This window comes from Spirillospora sp. NPDC048824 (assembly GCF_043198455.1).
GTDB lineage: Bacteria > Actinomycetota > Actinomycetes > Streptosporangiales > Streptosporangiaceae > Spirillospora.
Window position 1 is genome coordinate 263,974 of the sequence record NZ_JBICUS010000002.1, and the last position, 18,031, is coordinate 282,004.

The 18,031-nt window shown below is 69.8% G+C and carries 15 protein-coding genes; 1 reads left to right on the forward strand and 14 read right to left on the reverse strand.

Annotated features, from left to right (window positions below; genetic code table 11):
* The first annotated feature begins 27 nt into the window (after positions 1–27).
* Positions 28–1,632 (forward strand): serine/threonine-protein kinase, encoded by a 1,605-nt coding sequence (locus ACGFIS_RS04725; protein ID WP_392900470.1) that lies wholly within the window; start codon positions 28–30, stop codon positions 1,630–1,632.
* On the opposite strand, the gene ACGFIS_RS04730 is transcribed toward ACGFIS_RS04725, so the two are convergent.
* The 14 genes from ACGFIS_RS04730 to ACGFIS_RS04795 all read right to left on the reverse strand — a co-directional run bounded on the left by ACGFIS_RS04730 (position 1,613) and on the right by ACGFIS_RS04795 (position 17,425).
* Positions 1,613–2,854 (reverse strand): glycosyltransferase 87 family protein, encoded by a 1,242-nt coding sequence (locus ACGFIS_RS04730; protein WP_392900467.1) that lies wholly within the window; start codon positions 2,852–2,854, stop codon positions 1,613–1,615. The two genes, ACGFIS_RS04725 and ACGFIS_RS04730, sit on opposite strands and share 20 nt — an antisense overlap.
* 14 nt (positions 2,855–2,868) lie before the next feature.
* Positions 2,869–4,338 carry a hypothetical protein gene (locus ACGFIS_RS04735; RefSeq protein WP_392900464.1) on the reverse strand — a complete coding sequence of 490 codons (1,470 nt, stop codon included), beginning with the start codon at positions 4,336–4,338 and terminating at the stop codon, positions 2,869–2,871.
* A gap of 132 nt (positions 4,339–4,470) precedes the next feature.
* Positions 4,471–5,877, reverse strand: a complete 1,407-nt coding sequence (locus tag ACGFIS_RS04740) for a hypothetical protein (RefSeq protein ID WP_392969583.1) — start codon at positions 5,875–5,877, stop codon at positions 4,471–4,473.
* 2 nt (positions 5,878–5,879) lie between these two features.
* A complete protein-coding gene (locus ACGFIS_RS04745) occupies positions 5,880–7,424 on the reverse strand; it encodes an OmpA family protein (RefSeq protein ID WP_392900458.1) in 1,545 nt (514 codons plus the stop codon).
* A 137-nt stretch (positions 7,425–7,561) separates the two neighbouring features.
* Positions 7,562–7,792 (reverse strand): hypothetical protein, encoded by a 231-nt coding sequence (locus tag ACGFIS_RS04750; RefSeq protein ID WP_392900455.1) that lies wholly within the window; start codon positions 7,790–7,792, stop codon positions 7,562–7,564.
* Positions 7,793–7,963: 171 nt separating this feature from the next.
* Positions 7,964–8,710, reverse strand: a complete 747-nt coding sequence (locus tag ACGFIS_RS04755) for a response regulator (RefSeq protein ID WP_392900452.1) — start codon at positions 8,708–8,710, stop codon at positions 7,964–7,966.
* Position 8,711: 1 nt separating this feature from the next.
* Entirely contained in the window at positions 8,712–9,890 is a 1,179-nt protein-coding gene (locus ACGFIS_RS04760; RefSeq protein WP_392900449.1) for a sensor histidine kinase, read from the reverse strand.
* A 10-nt stretch (positions 9,891–9,900) separates the two neighbouring features.
* Complete coding sequence (locus ACGFIS_RS04765; RefSeq protein WP_392900446.1) at positions 9,901–10,788, reverse strand: type II secretion system F family protein; 888 nt, start codon at positions 10,786–10,788, stop codon at positions 9,901–9,903.
* Between the two features lie 7 nt (positions 10,789–10,795).
* Complete coding sequence (locus ACGFIS_RS04770; protein WP_392900443.1) at positions 10,796–11,734, reverse strand: type II secretion system F family protein; 939 nt, start codon at positions 11,732–11,734, stop codon at positions 10,796–10,798.
* A 25-nt stretch (positions 11,735–11,759) separates the two neighbouring features.
* Positions 11,760–13,103: a CpaF family protein gene (locus ACGFIS_RS04775; RefSeq protein WP_392900441.1), complete on the reverse strand. Its 1,344-nt coding sequence runs from the start codon at positions 13,101–13,103 to the stop codon at positions 11,760–11,762.
* A gap of 3 nt (positions 13,104–13,106) precedes the next feature.
* Positions 13,107–13,487, reverse strand: a complete 381-nt coding sequence (locus ACGFIS_RS04780; RefSeq protein ID WP_392900438.1) for a TadE/TadG family type IV pilus assembly protein — start codon at positions 13,485–13,487, stop codon at positions 13,107–13,109.
* A 5-nt stretch (positions 13,488–13,492) separates the two neighbouring features.
* On the reverse strand, positions 13,493–15,073 hold the full coding sequence (locus tag ACGFIS_RS04785; protein WP_392900435.1) for a CpaE family protein: 1,581 nt from the start codon (positions 15,071–15,073) through the stop codon (positions 13,493–13,495).
* Positions 15,074–15,080: 7 nt separating this feature from the next.
* Complete coding sequence (gene cpaB / locus ACGFIS_RS04790; protein WP_392900432.1) at positions 15,081–15,755, reverse strand: Flp pilus assembly protein CpaB; 675 nt, start codon at positions 15,753–15,755, stop codon at positions 15,081–15,083.
* A 68-nt stretch (positions 15,756–15,823) separates the two neighbouring features.
* The gene (locus ACGFIS_RS04795) at positions 15,824–17,425 is read right to left on the reverse strand and encodes a hypothetical protein (RefSeq protein WP_392900429.1); all 1,602 of its coding nucleotides are present in this window, start codon (positions 17,423–17,425) and stop codon (positions 15,824–15,826) included.
* Between the last annotated feature and the right edge of the window lie 606 nt (positions 17,426–18,031).

Here is an 18,031-nt window from a genome sequence, read left to right on the forward strand (position 1 = left end):
CCTGCGAGCCTGGATAACGTCGACCGCATGACTTCGGCGGATACGGACGATGCCGCACTCCCCGGCCGCCAGGTCGGCCCTTACCGGCTGCTGCGCGAGCTGGGCAGAGGCGGAATGGGGACGGTCCATCTGGCCGAGGCCCCGGACGGCCGCCGCGTGGCGATCAAGATCATTAACCGGGAGATGACGGGTACCCCCGATTTCCGTGAGCGTTTTCGCCGGGAAGTGACCGCGGCACGCCAGGTCCGCCCGTTCTGCACGGCCCCCGTCCTGGACGCGAACATGGACGGCGAGCCTTTCTACGTGGTCACGGAGTACATTCAGGGCCCCACCCTGGAACGCGTCGTCTCCTCCCACGGACCCCTCAGCGGATCGGACCTGGACGGCCTGGCCGTCGGCGTGGCGACCGCACTGGCCGCCATCCACAGCGCGGGCGTCGTCCACCGCGACCTCAAGCCGGAGAACATCCTGCTGTCGCCGTTCGGGCCGCGCGTCATCGACTTCGGGATCGCGCGGAGGCTCGGCACCGACCACCGCATCACCCGCGCGGGCCAGAGCATGGGGACGCCCGCGTTCATGGCACCGGAAGGGCTCGTCGACGAACCGATCACGGCCGCGGCCGACGTGTTCTCCTGGGGCAGCGTCATGGCCTACGCGGGAACCGGGCGGCTTCCGTTCAACGGCGAGAACGTGGGCGAGGTCCTCTACAAGACCGTCTACGGGGAACCCCGCCTCGACGGCCTGAAGCCGCCTCTGCGCGACGTCGTCGCCCGCGCGCTGGCCAAAGACCCGGCGGCGCGTCCCACGTCGTCGCAACTGCTGCAGGACCTGACCGGCCAGACCGACACCGAGCAGGCCGCCCAGTCCGTGGGAATGGTCGGGCCGACGCTCCCGGAGTTCCCCAGGAGTGGGCCGACCCCGCCGTCGGACGGCCTCACCCGCCGCCTGAGACGCCTGCACGGGACCCGTTACCGGCTGGCCCTCGTGGGCGCCGTGGCGGCGCTGGCCGTCGCCGGAGGCCTGACCGCCGTCCTCTGGTCCGGCCAGGACGGTGCCTCGGGCGGCCTGCTGAAGGACGACTTCTCCGACCCGCAGTCAGGTTGGAAGACCGGCCACGTGAACGAAGAATACGAAGAATACAAAAACGGATCCTTCGCCGTTTCGCAGGTCGCGCACGGATACCACCAGGTTCAGCGGGCGCCCGTGTCGAAACCGCCGGAGAACGTCCAGGTCGCGGCCACGGTGCGCGTCGAGTCGCAGGACCCCGCCGACGAGGCCGGCGTGTTCTGCAGGAATGCCGGGCGGAGGCGCTACGACGTGCTGCTCATGCGGAACGGGCTGGTGAGGATCAGGAAAGGGGACGCGCGCTCCGGCACCGAACTGGCGAGGACCACGTCGCCGGCCGTCCCGGACGCCGGCTCCGGCGCGCGGATCACCGCGGTCTGCACGACGTCCGGATCGGGGGTCGAGATCAAGGCGCTGGTCGGTGGAGCGCAGGTGGCCGCGGCGACGGACGGCGATGACCCGCTGCCGTCCGGCGATGTGGGAATCGTGGCCGGCCGTGAAGGACGCCTGTCCACCGAACCGGCCACCCTGGCGACGTTCGACGACTTCAGCCTCGGCCGGCCCTGACCTCGTCCGCGCCGCTCGCCGCGCCGCTCGCCGGGCCGCTCGCCGGGCCCGCCCACAGCCTGCGGATCGAAACGGCGAGCGCGGCGATCAGGACGAGGTCGCGCACCGTCACGATGCCGATCGCCAGCGGATCACCGTCGCGGGCCGCGTGCCAGGCGATCGGGAACTCCAGATGGGTGATCGCGACCGCGGCCAGCACGAGCACCGCGACGGGACGCTGCCGGGTGTCGCGGTGAACGAGGCAGACGGCGGCGACACCGATGATCCAGATCATGTACTGCGGCGACAGGACACGGCTCGTGACCGTCACGATGAGCGTCGCGGCGAGCGCCAGGTCACAGCCGAACGCCGGGGTCCAGGCGTCCGGACGGCGCCGCCAGGCGATGACGGCGGCGAACGCCAGGCCGGCCAGCGTCAGTCCCATGCTGACTTCCCCGGCCGTCCGGACACCGGGGCCGAGCAGTTCCCAGGACCCGTACCGGTATTCGATCGACCCCGACCAGCCGAAGAGCCTCGCCACGTGGAACGGGACCGCCGGGACGGCCTCGATCTCGATCCCGCGGCCGCTCTGCCCTTGCAGAAAGCCCCACTGCCCGTCCGCGACCAGAGAAACCGCGCCCACGATGCCCGCGGCCGTCAACGCTGACGCGATGACGGCACGGAACCCGGACCTGTCACGTGGAAGGGACATGAGCAGGATCGCAGGCCAGACCTTGATCAGCACTCCCACCGCGACCACCGCGCCGAAGACCCGCGATCGCGCGATGACCAGCAGTGCGCACACCGCGACCGCCGTGACCAGCAGATCGAAGCGGAAGTAGCCGACGGGGCCGAGGAGGAACAGGCCGGCGGTCCAGTACCAGGCGCCCTTCGCGGCCCGGCCGCCACGGAGCAGAAGCCGCAGGACCAGCAGGTCGAGCAGCACGGCGAACAGCATGAACCAGAACGCGTAGGCGGTCCCGGGCAGATGCGGCGGGACGATCATCAGCGCGGCCAGCGGCGGGTACTGCCAGCGGTCGTCGTCCACGGGGAACTGCCCCGTGACCATCTGCTCGGCCCACTGCCGGTACAGCGTCGTGTCGCCGGTGACCGGGTCGGCCGGGTAGGCGGGCAGCAGGAGGATCACGAACATGGACAGGCGCGTGAGCGCCCAGACGATCGTGACCTGCCGCGGATGCGCATCGTCGAGCCAGGCCGGCGCCCGGCGTGCCCGTGTCAGCACCCGGCGTGCCCGTGTCAGCGCTTGACGAACACGGTCGCCTGCCGATCGCGGTAGATCCGGCGCCATCCCGGGTCCTGCGAGACCAACTCCGTCAACGGGGTCCCCGTCTCCCACATCACCACGGTCACCCGATACCGGTCGAACATCCCCCGCCACTCCGGACCCCCATCACGAACCTTCATGTACTCCTTGGTGAACGCCACCGGATACATGTCGTAGCGGTCGTCCATGAAGACTTTCTGACGCGGCCAATAGGCATGGATCACGTAAGCGTTCCATGTGTGCGTGGTGAACAGCCGCTGCCCCAGAAGGCCGTGCCGCTCGATCGCCTGCATGGCCCGGACCGGATATTCGTCGAAGGCGAACGCCGGTTTCGACAGGGTCGTACTGGAGAAGAGCGCCACCACCGTGAGAACCGCAGCGATGATGGTCAGATCGGTTCTTCCGCGCCGCGCCTCCCGCTCGTCCGGAACCGCGAGCAGGCGGGCGGCGATCGGCAACCCGACCAGCGGCGCGAGCGCGATGTTCCGCAGCGCCCAGAAACCGAGCAGCAGGAACGGGACGGCCACGACCAGGTCCCGCCGGGACGCCCTGCCGGGCGCCCGTGCGAGAACCGCGACGAACACCGCTATCCAGACGGCGAAGGTGACGCCGAGGGTGGACCTGAAGTCGGGTGACTGCCATTCCTGGACGTTCCTGAGGACCTCGCCCCTCGACAGCAACTCCACCGGGAAGAGCAGCAGGCGGTATCCGTAAGGATTGATGAGACAAGCCGCGACCCCCAGTACCGCGGCCAGGGTCAGATGACGTTCCCTGCCTTTCCACGGCGCCGCGCCGTCCAGCCGCCTACCGATCAGGTGCAGCGCGATATAGGTGAACCCCAGCGCGAAAGAGCCGTGGACGTTCACCCAGAGACACATCAGGACGGGCACGGCGACCAGTGGACGCCGCCCTGCCCAGGAATCGGGGACTTCGACGATCCACAGCAGGACGAGCATCGCCAGAACACCGAAGAGCAGCGGACGCTCGACCCAGAAATGCAGCGACACCGTGAGCGCCGGCAGCACGATGTGAGCGGTCCGCCCGCCGCCGCGCAACCGGTCGGCCAGCGCGAACGCCAGGTAGGCGAGGGCGGCGTTCACAAGGCCGTCCAGCACCAGAATGCCCGCCGGCCCGGTGACGTTGTCGAGCACCGCATAGAGCACCTCGACCAGCCAGGACTGGGCGATCCACGACGTGCCGGACGCGGTGTAGGAGTAGACATCCTCCCGCGGGATCCCGTGGTCGAGAATCCAGTGCCCGGTCCGCAGGTGCGTCAGGAAGGAATTGTCGTCGAGCGGATCCAGGCCGCTCATGAAAGCGAGCGCCATCCAGAGGACCGCGGAGCGGGTACGCGCGGACGGCAGCCGCAGACGCGGCCTCCACGCGCGCTCGTGACCACCGCCGGCGTCCTGCCGTTCGTCCTCCGAGACAAGCACATTCACCGCTCGCGCCTCTCACGCGGCCGGACAAAGAGCGGGCCAGTGAGTCAGCCCCCGCATGGCCACCGAAACTAACAACAGCGCTTCCGGCGGGAACAGGGCCCTGGGACCCAGGACGGGGCCCGACCTGCCCGTTTACCGGCGAATGAACACCGTGGCCTTCCCGTCCGCGTGCAAGGACCGCCAACCCGGGTCTGCGCGAAGAGTCTGCGTGAGCGGCTCATTCGTCGGCCAGACGACCACGTCGATCCGATACCGGTCCTGGAGAGAACGCCATTTCCCGGGCTGTTCCCGCGCCTGCAGATAATCCTCGATCAACGCTGTGGGGTACATGTCGTAACGGTCGTCCAGGAACACCTTCTGCCGATGCCGGTAGGCGTGGATGACATAGCCGGCCCACTGATCGGTGGTGAACAACCGGCGCCCGAGCAGTCCGTTGTCCGCGACCGCACGCATCGCGGCGACGGGATAGTCGTCCACGTTGTACGCCGGGCGTGTCAGATGACCCACCGTCCATTGCGCCGCGACGAGAAGCGCCACGGCCGCGAGCGCGAGAGAGAGGCGGCTCCGCGCGTCCTCGCGCCGCTCGGTCTGGAACATCCGGGCGGCGATCGGCAGGCCGATCAGCGGCGCGACCGCGATGTTCCGCATCGCCCACAACGAGATCAGCAGCGAGAACCCGAGGAGCAGGACGTCACGGCGGGACGGGCGGGTCCGCGCGAGGCCGAGCGCCGCAACGATCACGGCGATCCAGATGGCGAACGTGATGCCGAGCGGAGTGTGGAAGTCCGGGGACCTCCATTCGACGAGCTGCCCGAGGATGTCGCCCCTGCCGAGGAGCTCGACGGGGAAGAGCACGAGCGCGGGCCCATAGGGATTCACGAAAGCGGCCGCCGATCCGAGAACGGCCCCCTGCGTCAGACGCAACTCCCGGCCGCGCCACGGCGGATGGCCGTCCAGCCACCGTCCGGCGAGATGGACGAACACGTACGCGAGCCCCAGCATGAATGATCCGTGCACGTTCGCCCACACCCACATCAGGGGCGGCAGGAACGGCAGCGGCCGGCGACCGGCACGCGAGTCGGGGATCTCCACGATCCAGACGAGCGCGAGCATCGCGAGGACGCCGAAGAACAGCGGGCGTTCCACCCACAGCCGCGTCGCCGGCGCCAAGGCGGCGATGACGAGAAATGCCGACGCCCCGCGATCCCGCTGCACGCGATAGGCGAGGCGGTAGGCCAGCAGCGCAATCAGCCCGCCGGTCGCCATGTCCAGCAACTGGACGCCGTGCGGGCCCACCGACCGGTCGATGGCGGCGTAGACGGCCTCCGCGAGCCACGACTGGGCCACCCACGAAACACCTGGGGCGGTGAAGGAGTAGAGGTCCTCCCGCGGCACCCCGTGGTCGAGAATCCAATGCCCGGTCGCCAGGTGCACCATGAAGGAGTTGTCGCTCAACTCGCTGAACCCGAGCATCCATCCGAGGATGAGGAACAGCACGGAGAACAGCTCCGCCACGCCGGGAAGAAAGCGAGTGTCCACCTCTACTTGATCGTGAGTCCCTTCACGACGGCGTCGGCGCCCCGGTCCCACGGAACCTGCATTTCGAGGTTGGCCGCGTTCGCCGGCGGTTTATAGGCGTTCCAGTAGACGATGCTCTCCCCCGGCCCGATCACCTTCCGCGCCTCGTCCTCGCCCACGATGCTGCAGACGCAGGGACCGGTCTGAATGCTCAGCGAGTTGTAGCGGACCTGGTTGGCGGAGTCGAAAAGCATCACGCCACCGGAGCTGCCCAGCCTTCTCGGCTGCGGATCGGCGCCGTGAACGGGGGCGGTCTTCTCGAACTTCTGGCCGACGTCCGGCTTGCCCTGCCCGGTGTTGCGCAGCGTCCACACCAGGATCGTCAACCCGGACGAGTCGCGGTGCAGGCTGTTGACCTCGACCTTGAGGCCCTTGGCCTCGGCCGCCTGGAACGTCGCGGAGCCCAGCACGGCCGAGGAGCCTCGCTTGTACGGCTCACCCGTGGCGGGCGGCGGCGCGGGCGCCGGAGGGCGCGCGAACGTGACCGTGACCCGCCGGTTCTTGCGGCGCCCCTCTTCGGTGCCGTTGCTCGCGACCGGCTCCTTCGAGCCGTGCCCCGCCGGCTCATAGGTCACGCCCTGCCGGGTCACCAGGCTCTTCAGCCGGTCGGCGACCGCCTTCGCGCGGCGCTCCGAGAGCGGCTGGTTGATCGCGTCGTTCCCGGTCTTGTCCGCATGCCCGTCGACCTTGACCGTGGTGCCCTTGGAGGCGTCGATCTGCTTCGCGACCTCCTGGAGAAGCTGACCCGCCCGCGGGGTGAGGTCGGCCTTGTTGATGGCGAACAGGACGTCGGCGGACAACCGCACCGACCGGTCGTTCGGGTCGTCGTCCACCGACTTCTCGGTGCCCTCGGTGAGACTGCGCACGTTGAGGGCCCTCGGCTGCTTCAGTTCGACCTTGGTCGGGTCGGTCTGGGTCTTGAGCGGCTCGACGGGAGCGTCGGTGATCGGCACATCCGTGAAGGGAACGGAGAGCGGGACGATCAGCGTGGCCTTCTGGACGTTCGCTGGAGGCGACGGGAACGTCGCGTAGACGTTGATGTACCCGCCCGGCTTCACCGGGTTGTTGTGCAGCCGCGTGCAGACGCAGTTGTCCGAGTTCCCGTTCTTCTGCAGCGGGAAGTACATCTTCTCATTCCGGGCGTCCAGCAGCCCGATCCCGCTGGCCGACAGCGAGTCGCCGAGATTCGGGTCGTCGGACGGCCCGGGTTCGTTGAGGCTCGTCGTCAGGTCGATCGGGTTGTCCCCGTCATTGACGATCTTGAGCCGGGCGGTGACCGTGTTCCCCCCGGTCCGGCTCAGCGCGAGCAGATCGACATGCGCGGGACCGTCCTTGTCCTGCAATGGCATCGAGGCGATCGGCTTGAGTTCGCCGCCCGGCGTCGTCTTTCCCGGCGGCGGCGTCGATTTCCCGGCCTTGGGCTTGTCGTCGCCGCCGCAGCCGGAGAGGGCGAGAATGAGAGCGAGCGGCACCGCAGCATAACGAGCGGTGCGCCTTCCCGCGGTCATGCGATAAATCATGATTCCTCTCTAACAACGTGGACATGCGTCAACGCCCGATGGGGAGAACCGCAGTGGCTGCGGTTCTCCCCATCGGGCGTTGACGGATCGCTTCAGGCCGGTCCAGGCTCGCGGCCCCTCCAGGATCAGCTGGAGCCGCCACCCGGGTTGAACAGGTCGGAGATCGCCGTGGAGACCTTCTCCTTGACGGTGTCGTTGATGAGGCCGTACAGGATGCCGACGACCAGCGCGGCGACCACGATGAGGGCGCCGTACTCCAGCGCGCTGACACCCCGGTCGTGCCGGTCCTTGAGCTGCTGGGCGCGGTCCTGAACGAAAGTCTGGAGGGTGATGTAGAGAGGGATCAGCGAGTTCATCTGGGGCCTCCCGGCTGTTTCTGTCTCGCCCTGACACAGACAACATTAGGGAATCCAGATCGCCTTCCCCAGGGCCCAGCGGCCCAATTATGGCCACCTCTCGGACCCAACCGCGATGGGGTCTCTGGGCCCAAGATGACCGGCCCATTCCGATCGCGGCGACGGCCGGCATCACCCGTCCCCCTCTTCCGACGTGCCCATCCATTGGGCGATCGCCGCGGCCCGCGAGGTGACGCCGAGCTTGGCATAAATGCGGTTCACATGATTCTTGACGGTCTTCTCGGCGAGGAACAACTGCTGGGCGATCTGGCCGTTGGAGCGTCCCCGCGCGATGAGGCGCATGACATCGGCCTCACGGGCGGACAATCCGAAGTCGCCGGCTTTTCTCACCGCCGGAACGAACCTCTCGCGTGTCGGCGCATCCGGCGTCTGCCCGGGCCGCGAATCCTGCCCCGCCCGGGAGGGATCCCGGGCGCTCTCGGAGTCGCGGGCGCTCTCGGAATCGCGGCGGACCGCGCCGACCAATGCCGAGACCGCGGCCGGGGAGAGCGGGTTCGAGCCGTCCACCACGCCGTGGACGGCGGCCGTCAGTTCCTCGGGCGTGAAGGAGCCGTGCACCAGATAGCCGACGGCGCCGTTCCCGATGGCGGCCCTGACGACCTTCGGGTCTTCGGTGTAGGTGAGCATGATGACCCGCGTCTTGGCGCTGAGGACCTGGGCCGCGGCCACCCCGTCCATCAGCGGCATCTGCACGTCCAGCAGCACCAGGTCCGGATTCAGCCGGTCGACCAGCTCGATGGCCGTGCGCCCGTCCCCCGCCTCGCCGACGACCTCGGCGCCGGACGCCTCCACCAGGGAGACCAGGCCCGAGCGGACGACCACGTTGTCGTCGACCACCACCACGCGCGGAACTCCCATGTCAGCTCACCTCCGCCAGACGAACATCGCCGGACACGTCCACGGGAAGCCGGACGGAGACGGTGGTACCGGCCCCCGGCTCGGAGGAGATCGTCACCGTGCCGCCGACACGCTGGGCGCGTTCGTGCAGGCCGATCAGGCCGTAGTGACCTTCCCTCGCCAGGTCCGTCAGCTGCCGGGGCCGGAAACCCGCGCCGTCGTCGACGATCGTCAGCACGAGGTCATCCTGTTCCTTCACGAGCCTCACCTTCACCGAAGCCGCTTTCGCGTGCCGCTCGACATTGGTCAGCACTTCACGGAGAATCGCGACCGCCTCATGGCGCATGCGCAGCTCCGGCTCGACGCCGGCGTCGAGATCGCAGGTCACCGTGGTCCCGGACTCCTCCGCCCAGCGGTCCGCGGCCTCCCGCAGGGCCTCGTGCAGGGACCGTGTGATGGCATCGTCCCGCAGTTCCGTGAGCAGATCGCGCGCCTCATGGGACGCGACCGCCGCGGCGGTCGCGATCTGCTCGGCCTCCAACGCGGCGCGCGCCTGGTCCCGGGACGCCCACACCGGCAGCGCGGACGCCGCGAGCGCGATGCCGCGGAGCGTTTTGGCCAGGGAGTCGTGCATTTCGCGGGCGAGCCTGGCCCTCTCCTGGGACGCCGCCGCGAGGACCTGGGCCTGTCGCAGCGCGGCGTCCTTGGCCGCGTAATCGTCCAGCAGACGGCGAAGCGCAACCCCGGCGAATCCCGCGAGCGGGTAATAAAGGGGCTGGCCCAGCAGCGCCTGGAAGGTCATCTCTCCCACCTGGGACGCGGTCAGCGCGTACGTCAGGTAGTAGACCAGAATCTGGAGACCGGCCACGGCCAGCATTCCCTGCCACCGGTAAAGAAGCCCGGCCACGGTCGCCGTGGCGACGGTGGACAGGAAGTACGGGCCCGCTATCCCGCCGACGCTCAGGACCGCGAAGGAAAGGAACATGTCGAGCGTGTAGAGGGAAGGGTGGGCGGCGACGCGCGGGGCGACGACACGCCACTGCCGCGCCGTCCCCCAGGACAGCAGGACCATCGCGAACATGAGGACGAACACGCCGGCCGACAGGTTCTCACGTGGCAGCAGCAGCATGCTGAGCGCCGTGATGAGCATCCGGATCTCCATGAGCATCCGGAAGGCCGATCCGACGCGTTCAGGGAACACCCCGCCCCCGCTATCCGAGGATCCCACCTGCACCACCCATTCCCGAGCCGATGAACAGGGCACCGAGAACGACCATCATCAGTGCCGGGAGCGTCATCGACATCGTGATGGCGGTGATCTTCGGTGTGGTCCGCTGCGCCTTGCGCTTGGCCCACTGGGCGGCCTCGCGCCGCATGTCGCCGCCGATGTCGACCAGCGCGGTACCGAGGGGCGCGCCGAGTTCCTCCGCCTGCAGGATCGCCGTGACGAACAGGTTCACCGCCTCGGAGCTGTTGCGGTTCCGCAGGTCCTCGAACGCCTCCCGCCGTGGCGTGCCCAGTTCCATCTGCCGCAGCGCCACCATGAACTCCTCCGACAGCGGCCCCGGCATGCTCTCCGCGACGCGTGCCAGCGCCAGGCGGAAGCTCAGGCCCGCGCTGACCGTGACCGCCAGCACGTCCAGGAAGTCCGGCATCGACCGCTGGATGTTGTCCTGCCGCGCCACCCGCTTGCTGTAGAGGATCAGTTCCGTCTGCAGGCAGCCGAGGAAGGCGAGGATCCCGAACGGGACCTGGCCGTTGGCGATGAGCCCGAGGCCGAGCAGCCCGAACAGCATCGCGTAGCCCGCGGTCCGGCGGGCGTAGGTCTCCACGGTCATCCCGCCGGGGCGGCCCGCCGCGTCGATCCGCTTGCGGATCTTCAGCCGCCACGGGCCCAGCAGCTCCATCGTCATCCGGGCGAACGGGTTGCCCAGGAAGTCGGCGATGACGTCCAGGATGAACGTCTCGTCCTTGTCGGGCTTCTTGGCCAGCGGCACCGCGGACGTGGCGACCCGGTCCCCGGCGGTCAGCTGGGCCAGCCCGACGACGCCCATGAGCACGCACAGCGCCCCGCCGGCCGCCATTGCGTAGATGGCCACGTTCACCTCACACGTCGATCCGGGTCATCCTGCGGATGATCAGCAGGCTGGTGATGAACAGGCCGGCGGCGACGCCCAGGATGATCTGGCCCACGGGTTTGCCGCTCATCACCCGCAGCGCGTCCGGCATGATCACGTTGACCATCGCCAGCCCCGCGATCCCGAGCAGCCCGATCGCCCAGTTGGTGACGACCGCCTCACCCATGATCGTCTTGACCTCGCGGCGGATCTCCTTGCGTTCCTCCAGCGTGGCCGCGATCGTGCGCAGCGCGGTGACCAGGGAGCCGCCCGCCCGCGCGGACACCAGCAGGGTGCTGATCAGCACCCCGAGCTCCCGGGACGGGAGGCGATCGCCGAGGTCGCGGAGCGCGTCGTCCACGGGCTGGCCGAGCCGCAGCGCGTCCGCGGTGCGGCGCAGCTCCTCGCCGGCGGGGTCCGCGAGCTCGTCCGCGGCGATCTCGATGGCGGTGCGCATGACCAGGCCGGCATGGGTGGCGTTGGACAGCACCCGGGCCAGCTCCGGCAGCTGGGCGATGAACTCCTCCCGGCGCCGTTCCTCCCGCCGCCGGACATAGGACAGGAACGCGAAGGCGACACCGATCGCGGCGGCGATCCCGAAGATCGGCGCCATCCACCGGCCGATCAGGAAGATCGCGGCGACGCCGGTCGCCGTCATCAGCGTGAGGAACGTCGACACCCGGATCCGCATACCGGAGGCGGTGAGGCGCCGCGCGAGCGTCTTGCCCAGGGACGTCCGGCGGATCACGACGTCCAGCCGCCACATCAGGCCGCTCATGCTGTCGTCGGAGACCAGCGCGGAACGGGCGACCAGGCGGCTGCGCTGCCCCCACCCGATCATCAGGTCGCCGACGCCCCAGACGGCCAGCGCCAGGGTCGCCACCAGCATCAGCAGAATCACCGGCAGTGGCAGGCTCACAGCGGACACCCCCTCGTCTCCTCGTCGATGCGGCTCATGGGCCCACCCGCGGCCCGTGGCCGTTCGTCCCGCCGCCGCTCACGCGATGGGCGAACGCCGGCGGGACGCTCTCGCCCGCGTGGAACAGCCTGGTGAGCAGCGCGTCCGGCAGCGGCAGCGGCCGGAACACGCCCCGGACCTCGCGGTTCGGGCCGATCGGCTCCGACTCGAACCGCATGACGGGGCACAGCGCGGACGCCTCCCGCCGGGCCGGGTCCACCACCGCGACCTCCGTGATCCGGCGGGACCCGTCCGGGCCCCGGCTCAGCTGGACCACCGCGTCGACGGCGCTCGCGATCTGGTCGCGGATCGCCTCGAACGGCAGCTTGACGTCGCTCATGCTCGCCAGCGTCTGGAGGCGGTGCACGGTGTCCTCGGTCGAGTTGGCGTGCACCGTCACCAGCGAACCGTCATGGCCGGTGTTCATCGCCTGGAGCATGTCGAGCGTCTCGCCACCGCGGACCTCACCGACGATGATGCGGTCCGGACGCATGCGCAGCGCGTTGCGGACCAGGTCGCGGATCGTGATCGCGCCCTTGCCCTCGATGTTGGCCGGGCGCGATTCGAGCGGGATGATGTGCTCCTGCTTCAGCTGGAGCTCCGCGGAGTCCTCGATCGTGATGATGCGCTCGTGGTCCGGAACGAACGCCGACAGCGCGTTCAGCATCGTCGTCTTCCCCGTGCCCGTACCGCCCGAGATGACCAGGTTGAGCCGGGCCCGGACGAACGCGGCCAGCAGCATGCCGCTGGCCTGGTCCATCGACCCCATGCCGACCAGTTCCTCGACCGAGTACGCGCGGGGGAAGCGCCGGATCGTCAGGATCGGGCCGACGAGCGACAGCGGCGGCACGATGACGTTGACCCGCTCGCCGGTCGGCAGGCGCGCGTCCACCATCGGGCTCGACTCGTCCACACGCCGGTTGACCTGCGCGACGATCCGGTCGATGGTCTGGTAGAGCTGCTCCTCGCTGGCGAACCCGGTGTCCAGCCGGTGCACCCGGCCGGCCCGCTCCACGAAGATCGAGTCGGGGCCGTTCACCATGATCTCGGTGACGTTCGGGTCGGCGAGCAGCGGTTCCAGCACGCCGAGGCCGAGCGCCTCGTCCACCACCCGGCGGATCAGGTTGGCCCGCTCCCCGGCGGCGAGGACGGGCCCCTCCCGCGTCACCAGCAGCCCGACGACCTTCTCCAGCCGGGCACGCCGCTGCGCCATCGTCAGGCGCGCCATCTCGTCGAGGTTGATCTCCTCCAGCAGCCGCTGGCGCCAGTGCTGGACGGTGTTCTTACTGGTCCGGTCGTTGGCCGACCGGTCGTCTTCGAGGCGATCCTTGAGTGCCATCGCTCACCCCAGCGGCATCGTGACGGTGCGCTTCACGGTGTAGTCCAAGGGCACGCCCTTGAAGAGGAGCGGGAGCTTCGCCTCCACGTGGCAGTAGACGGCGTCGGCGCCGTCCACCGTGGTGGTTCCGCCCTCGATCTTGTAATCGTTCAGCCATGCGGGCCGGACGCTGTTGGCGTACGCGACGCACAGTCCCGGCTCGTACCGCTGGCTGGCCTCGCGGGCCCCGGTGCGGGCGATGTTCTCCACGCGCGACACCGTGGTGAAGGAGATGTAGGCCTGGAAGGAGAGGAAGATGATGAAGAACGCGATGGGCACCGAGCCCGCGAACTCCAGCGCCACCGCTCCCCTGTCGCGCCGGCGCCGGGAACCGCGCGCCGCCATGCCCCTCACTCCGAACCCTCGTCAACGATCTTGGTTCTGGTCTCGATCCCCCACGAGCTGCGCAGCCCCGGGATGAGGATCGGGGTGTCGATGGTGACGACGGCGTAGCCGTTCACGACATTGATCGTCAGATGCTCGCGGTCCTTCCAGTCGCCCTTGATACGGCTGATCGCGCGGCGCCGCACCTCCTCCCGGTTGGCCCTGGCCTCCGGGGTGTCGCGCTGGTCGTAGCCGATCACCGCCACCGCGCGGGCCGCCTCGTTCGCGGCGTGGCTGGAGTAGGTGGAGGTCAGCCCGATCAGGACGACCTGCCACACCAGCAGGAAGACGAGCGCGATGAGCGGGAGGATCCCGGCGAACTCCACCGCGACCGCGCCCGCGTCGCCCTGCTTCTGCGGGGGCGGTTGCGGAACGGCCTCCGGCTGCGGCACTGTGCCGAGCAGGCCCAGGTCGGCGGCGGCCCTGCCGACCGCCTTGCGGAAGTCGGAGTTCTTCACCGCCGTCGGCGAGCCGGTGTTCGCGGCCTCCTCCAGCGCCCGGAACACCGCCGGCACCACCACGCCGCGCAGCGGGGAGCCGACCATCTTGCGCGCCAGGTCGGGCTGGATCTCGTTGCGCTTGTCGTGCCGCGTGAGCAGGACGCTCATGTCCTCCTCCTTGCGGATCGCGAGCCGCGCGAACATCCGCGCCAGCCGCCGCGCGGACCGCAGCGACGGCACGTCCGGCGTGGCGACGATGACCGCCTCGTCCGCGAGTTCCACCGCCATCGCGTTGGCGTCGGCGACGTGCGTGCCGCCGTCCACGATCACCACGTCGTACCGGGACCGGACGACCGTGAGGATCTGCCGCACGGCCCGCGCGGAGATCTCCTCGGCGTCCTCGCCCTGCCCGGGCGCCAGCAGCAGGTGCGGTCCCGACGGGTGGACGAACAGCGCCTCGGCGACCACCGCCCCGTCCAGGTCGCCGGCCGCCGCGGCGAGGTCGGCGATGCTGTGCCGGTGCTGGACGTCCAGATAGCCCGGGATGTCGCCGTTCTGCAGGTCCATGTCGATCAGGCAGACCGTCTGCCCCGCGCTGGACGCCGCGATCGCGAGGTGGATCGCCAGGGTGGTCGTGCCGACGCCGCCCTTCGCCCCGCACAGGGTCACCAGCCGCGCCAGCCGGCCGCCCTGCCCCGGCGCCTCCGCGGAGGTGAAATGCCGCCGCATGGTGCGCGACCACTCCGACGCCTGGTGGACGCGGTTCTGCAGCTCCGACAGGGTCGGCTCGTTCGAGATGACCCCGCGGGCGCCGGCCGCCATCGCCCCCGACAGCGTCTCCGCGGTCGCCTCGTCGGCGATCAGGATGACGGCGAGCTGCGGCTGGCGGACCACCATGTCGCGGATCAGGTCGAGCGCCGGCAGCGGCCCGAGGCCCTGATGCACCAGCACGACGTCCAGTTGCGGGACGGTCGTGACCGTGCTCGCCAGATGGCTGGACGTCGTCTCCACCGCGATGACCTTGATGTCGGCCAGCTCGCGGAACTGGCCGGTCAGTGAGGCGGCGAGGTCGCGGTCCTCGATGCCGAGCAGGACTTGGATGGTCATCGCGGGTTCACCTCGCCGGGATCGTCTCGCAGACCGGGGGCAGCTTGACGCCGTCCACGCCGGTCCCCGATCCGCCGATGAGCGCGAGCCTGATCTTGTTCGCGAAGCTCTCCTCGCGGGTGAGCTTCAGGCTGTCCGCGGCGCTGAGCGCGAACGTCATCGGCACCTGCGACTGGGTCGCGGAGGAGTTCCGGTCGTCCTTGACCTTGGTCTCCTGGCCGATCTGGATGACCCGGGCCGCCCGGACGATCCGCGCCGCGCAGGACTGCTGCTTGTTGCCGTCCTGCTTCTGGTAGGTCGCGTAGATGTCGACGGGCATGCCCTCGTGGACCTTGCCGGCCACCCCCGTCTCGGCGTCGATCATGATGGCGATCTCGCGCTGGCCGGGCTGCAGCGTGGGGCCGGGGACGAGCATGCCGGTCTGCAGGTGGGACCCGGCCGGGAGGTCGGCCGCGGCGACCTTGCCCTCGAGTTGCGCGACATCGGTGACCATCGTGTCCGGTGACCACTTCTTCGGTACCCGGATGCGTTCGAGATCGTCCCCGGTGATCGGGGTGAACGCCTCGATAGGCCGTTTGAGCTTGAGCACGTCGGTCTTCACGCCGACCTCGGCCCGAACGGACCCGACGTAACCGATGATGCTGACGAATACGGCAACGGCGCCGAGCGCAGCCAAGATCATCAGCAGAACTCCACGACGCTGGCGCGGGTTCATGGGACTCCGTTTCTCTGGTCCGGGGGTCGGGAGGCTTAGCGGGGGTGCTGCGGACGGAACGTGACGGTGTCGGCGCGCGGCCAGTCGTCGTCGTCCGGCGCCGTCCGGGACATCCGCTCGGGGTCGGGTGGTTCCGCCTGCCTGGAGGCGGCACCGTTGAGGAGGCGCCCGATGGACGACGCGCCCTCGGACGGGGGCGCCTCGCCGGTGTCGGCCTCGGCATCGGCGGGTTCGGCGGGTTCGGCGGGTTCGGGAGTGTCCGTGGGGTCTTCGGGTTCGGAGGGACCGGCGGACGGGACCTCGTCGCCGGTCCGGCGGGATTCGGGCGTGGCGGGGTGATCCGGCGGGGCCGGATGGTCGGGTGAGGCGTTGCCCCATGAGTTCGGCGGTGTCTGTGCGCGCGTCCGGACCGGTGCCGCCAGGACGGGTTCCCGGCGCGTCGGCGGCGCCGGCGCCTCCTCCGCCTCCGAGACGGGCGTGACCGTGTGCGGGTCGTGCGGGTGCAGGGAACGCGGCCACTGGGGCCGCTGGGGCGCGCCCTCCTGTGGCTGCGGGATCTGCGGTCGCGTCGGCGGGGCCTCCGGGTACTCCGGCCGGGTGCCTTCCCGCGGGGGGACCTGCGGCGCGGGCGGCTGAGGCCGGGCGGCCGGCGCCTGAACAGGCTGCGGTTGCACGGCCGGCGCCTGAACGGGCTGCGGCTGGACGGGGTGGGAGTGCGGGCCCGGCTGCTGAGGACCCGGCTGCTGAGGGCTCGGCGGCTGAGGGCTCGGCGGCTGCGGCCGGCCACGGGAGGGCTGGGCGGCGGACGCGTGATCGTCGCCCCGCTGGACCATGAAGCAGAACGGGCACTCGGGGAGGGCGGTCGGCTCGCCGCACCATCCGCAGGGCCGGTAGTCGGCTCCGGCGAGCAGCCCCTGCAGCGCCTGCGGGTGCCCGCTGAAGGCCACGAACTCGGCGTATTTCTTGGCGCCCCAGTATTCGGCGCTCATCGGCTGCGCGGCGACCGGGGTCATCGAAACCGCCGCGATCGCCGGACTCAGCTTGTGCTGAAGCCAGTCGACATCGCCGTTCTCGTGGCTGAACAGCATCAGCACGGGATCGGCCGGGCGCGAGGGCGGCTCGGGGGCGGGCTTGGCCGAGGTGATGCGGTGGACCGCGGGCCGGGGCCCCGCCGACACCGAGAAACCGTTGCCCGGCAGATAGGACGACACATGCGCCGCGAGTCCGGTCTTGATGTGCTCCAGGCGGGCGACACTGTTCACCCAGGCCCCGGCGTAGACGCTCTCGCACAGTCGCGGGGCGAGGCTCGCGAGAACTCCGGGCCGGGCGTAGGAGGACGCGAACGTCAGCTGGTCGGCTATCAGCGAGAGTGCGAGCGGGGGAACGTCGAGCGGCATGCCGGCGATGCGGTCGGTGAGCAGGGCGGAGCGGGCCAGCCTGACCAGCCGGCGCGCCTCCGCGCCCTTCCACGACGGGTAGATCACCAGGACCGCGTCCCGGTGGCCGAGCGCGTACGCCATGTGATCGATGAAGGCGGGCGGCACGTCGCCGCCGCCCCCCAGGCCGAACCGCTGGGCCTCGGTGGCCTGCAGGATGCCCGTGCTCGGAAAGTCACCGGCGAGTACGACCGCTGTCACGGGCGCCTCGGCTCATTCTCGGGCCTCACCGGGCCGCCCCCTCCTGTTCTCCACAGCGGACGATCACCCGCGACCGCTTTCCGGTTGCGGGTACGCTGACGTTAGTCACCGCGGTTGTCACGACTCAAGCGATTACCCCTTCCGCGGGCGAATCGCAATTGAACCGTGGCACCGCATTCTTCGATGGCGTCCGCATTCCCCCGGTTCCACTCGCCCGGCAACAAGTTCGAGGAATCTCGATGCGGCCACGTGGCCTGGGGAGATGCCGGGCGCGGGACAGGCCGGAGCAGTCGGGGGACGGCGTCCGCGGGCTCTCTCGGTCACCAGCGGCAGGTACCTGACGTCCACGGTCACCTCCCGGGAGTGACACAACCCCAGAGCATTGTCCCGGAACGGGCGGAAATGATCAACATTCAGGCAGAAGTCCACAGTCGGCCAAGAAAATAGGTCCCAGGGCCCTGGACGTGAGCACACAGCGAAGTTCTCGCCACAATTAATTGAATAGTGGACCACTATGGTGCAGGTGGGGCGGTCGCGTCCCGCCGTGTGCCAGTGACAGAGCGTGCGGGGTGTGCGGCTGGGGCTCTTGATGCGGGGGCCGGGAAC

Coding starts and splice junctions, on each gene's coding strand:
- ACGFIS_RS04725 (WP_392900470.1), top strand. CDS start 28: ATGACTTCGGCGGATACGGACGATGCCGCACTCCCCGGCCGCCAGGTC.
- ACGFIS_RS04745 (WP_392900458.1), bottom strand. CDS start 7,424: ATGACCGCGGGAAGGCGCACCGCTCGTTATGCTGCGGTGCCGCTCGCT.
- ACGFIS_RS04750 (WP_392900455.1), bottom strand. CDS start 7,792: ATGAACTCGCTGATCCCTCTCTACATCACCCTCCAGACTTTCGTTCAG.
- ACGFIS_RS04755 (WP_392900452.1), bottom strand. CDS start 8,710: ATGGGAGTTCCGCGCGTGGTGGTGGTCGACGACAACGTGGTCGTCCGC.
- ACGFIS_RS04775 (WP_392900441.1), bottom strand. CDS start 13,103: ATGGCACTCAAGGATCGCCTCGAAGACGACCGGTCGGCCAACGACCGG.
- ACGFIS_RS04780 (WP_392900438.1), bottom strand. CDS start 13,487: ATGGCGGCGCGCGGTTCCCGGCGCCGGCGCGACAGGGGAGCGGTGGCG.
- ACGFIS_RS04785 (WP_392900435.1), bottom strand. CDS start 15,073: ATGACCATCCAAGTCCTGCTCGGCATCGAGGACCGCGACCTCGCCGCC.
- cpaB (WP_392900432.1), bottom strand. CDS start 15,755: ATGATCTTGGCTGCGCTCGGCGCCGTTGCCGTATTCGTCAGCATCATC.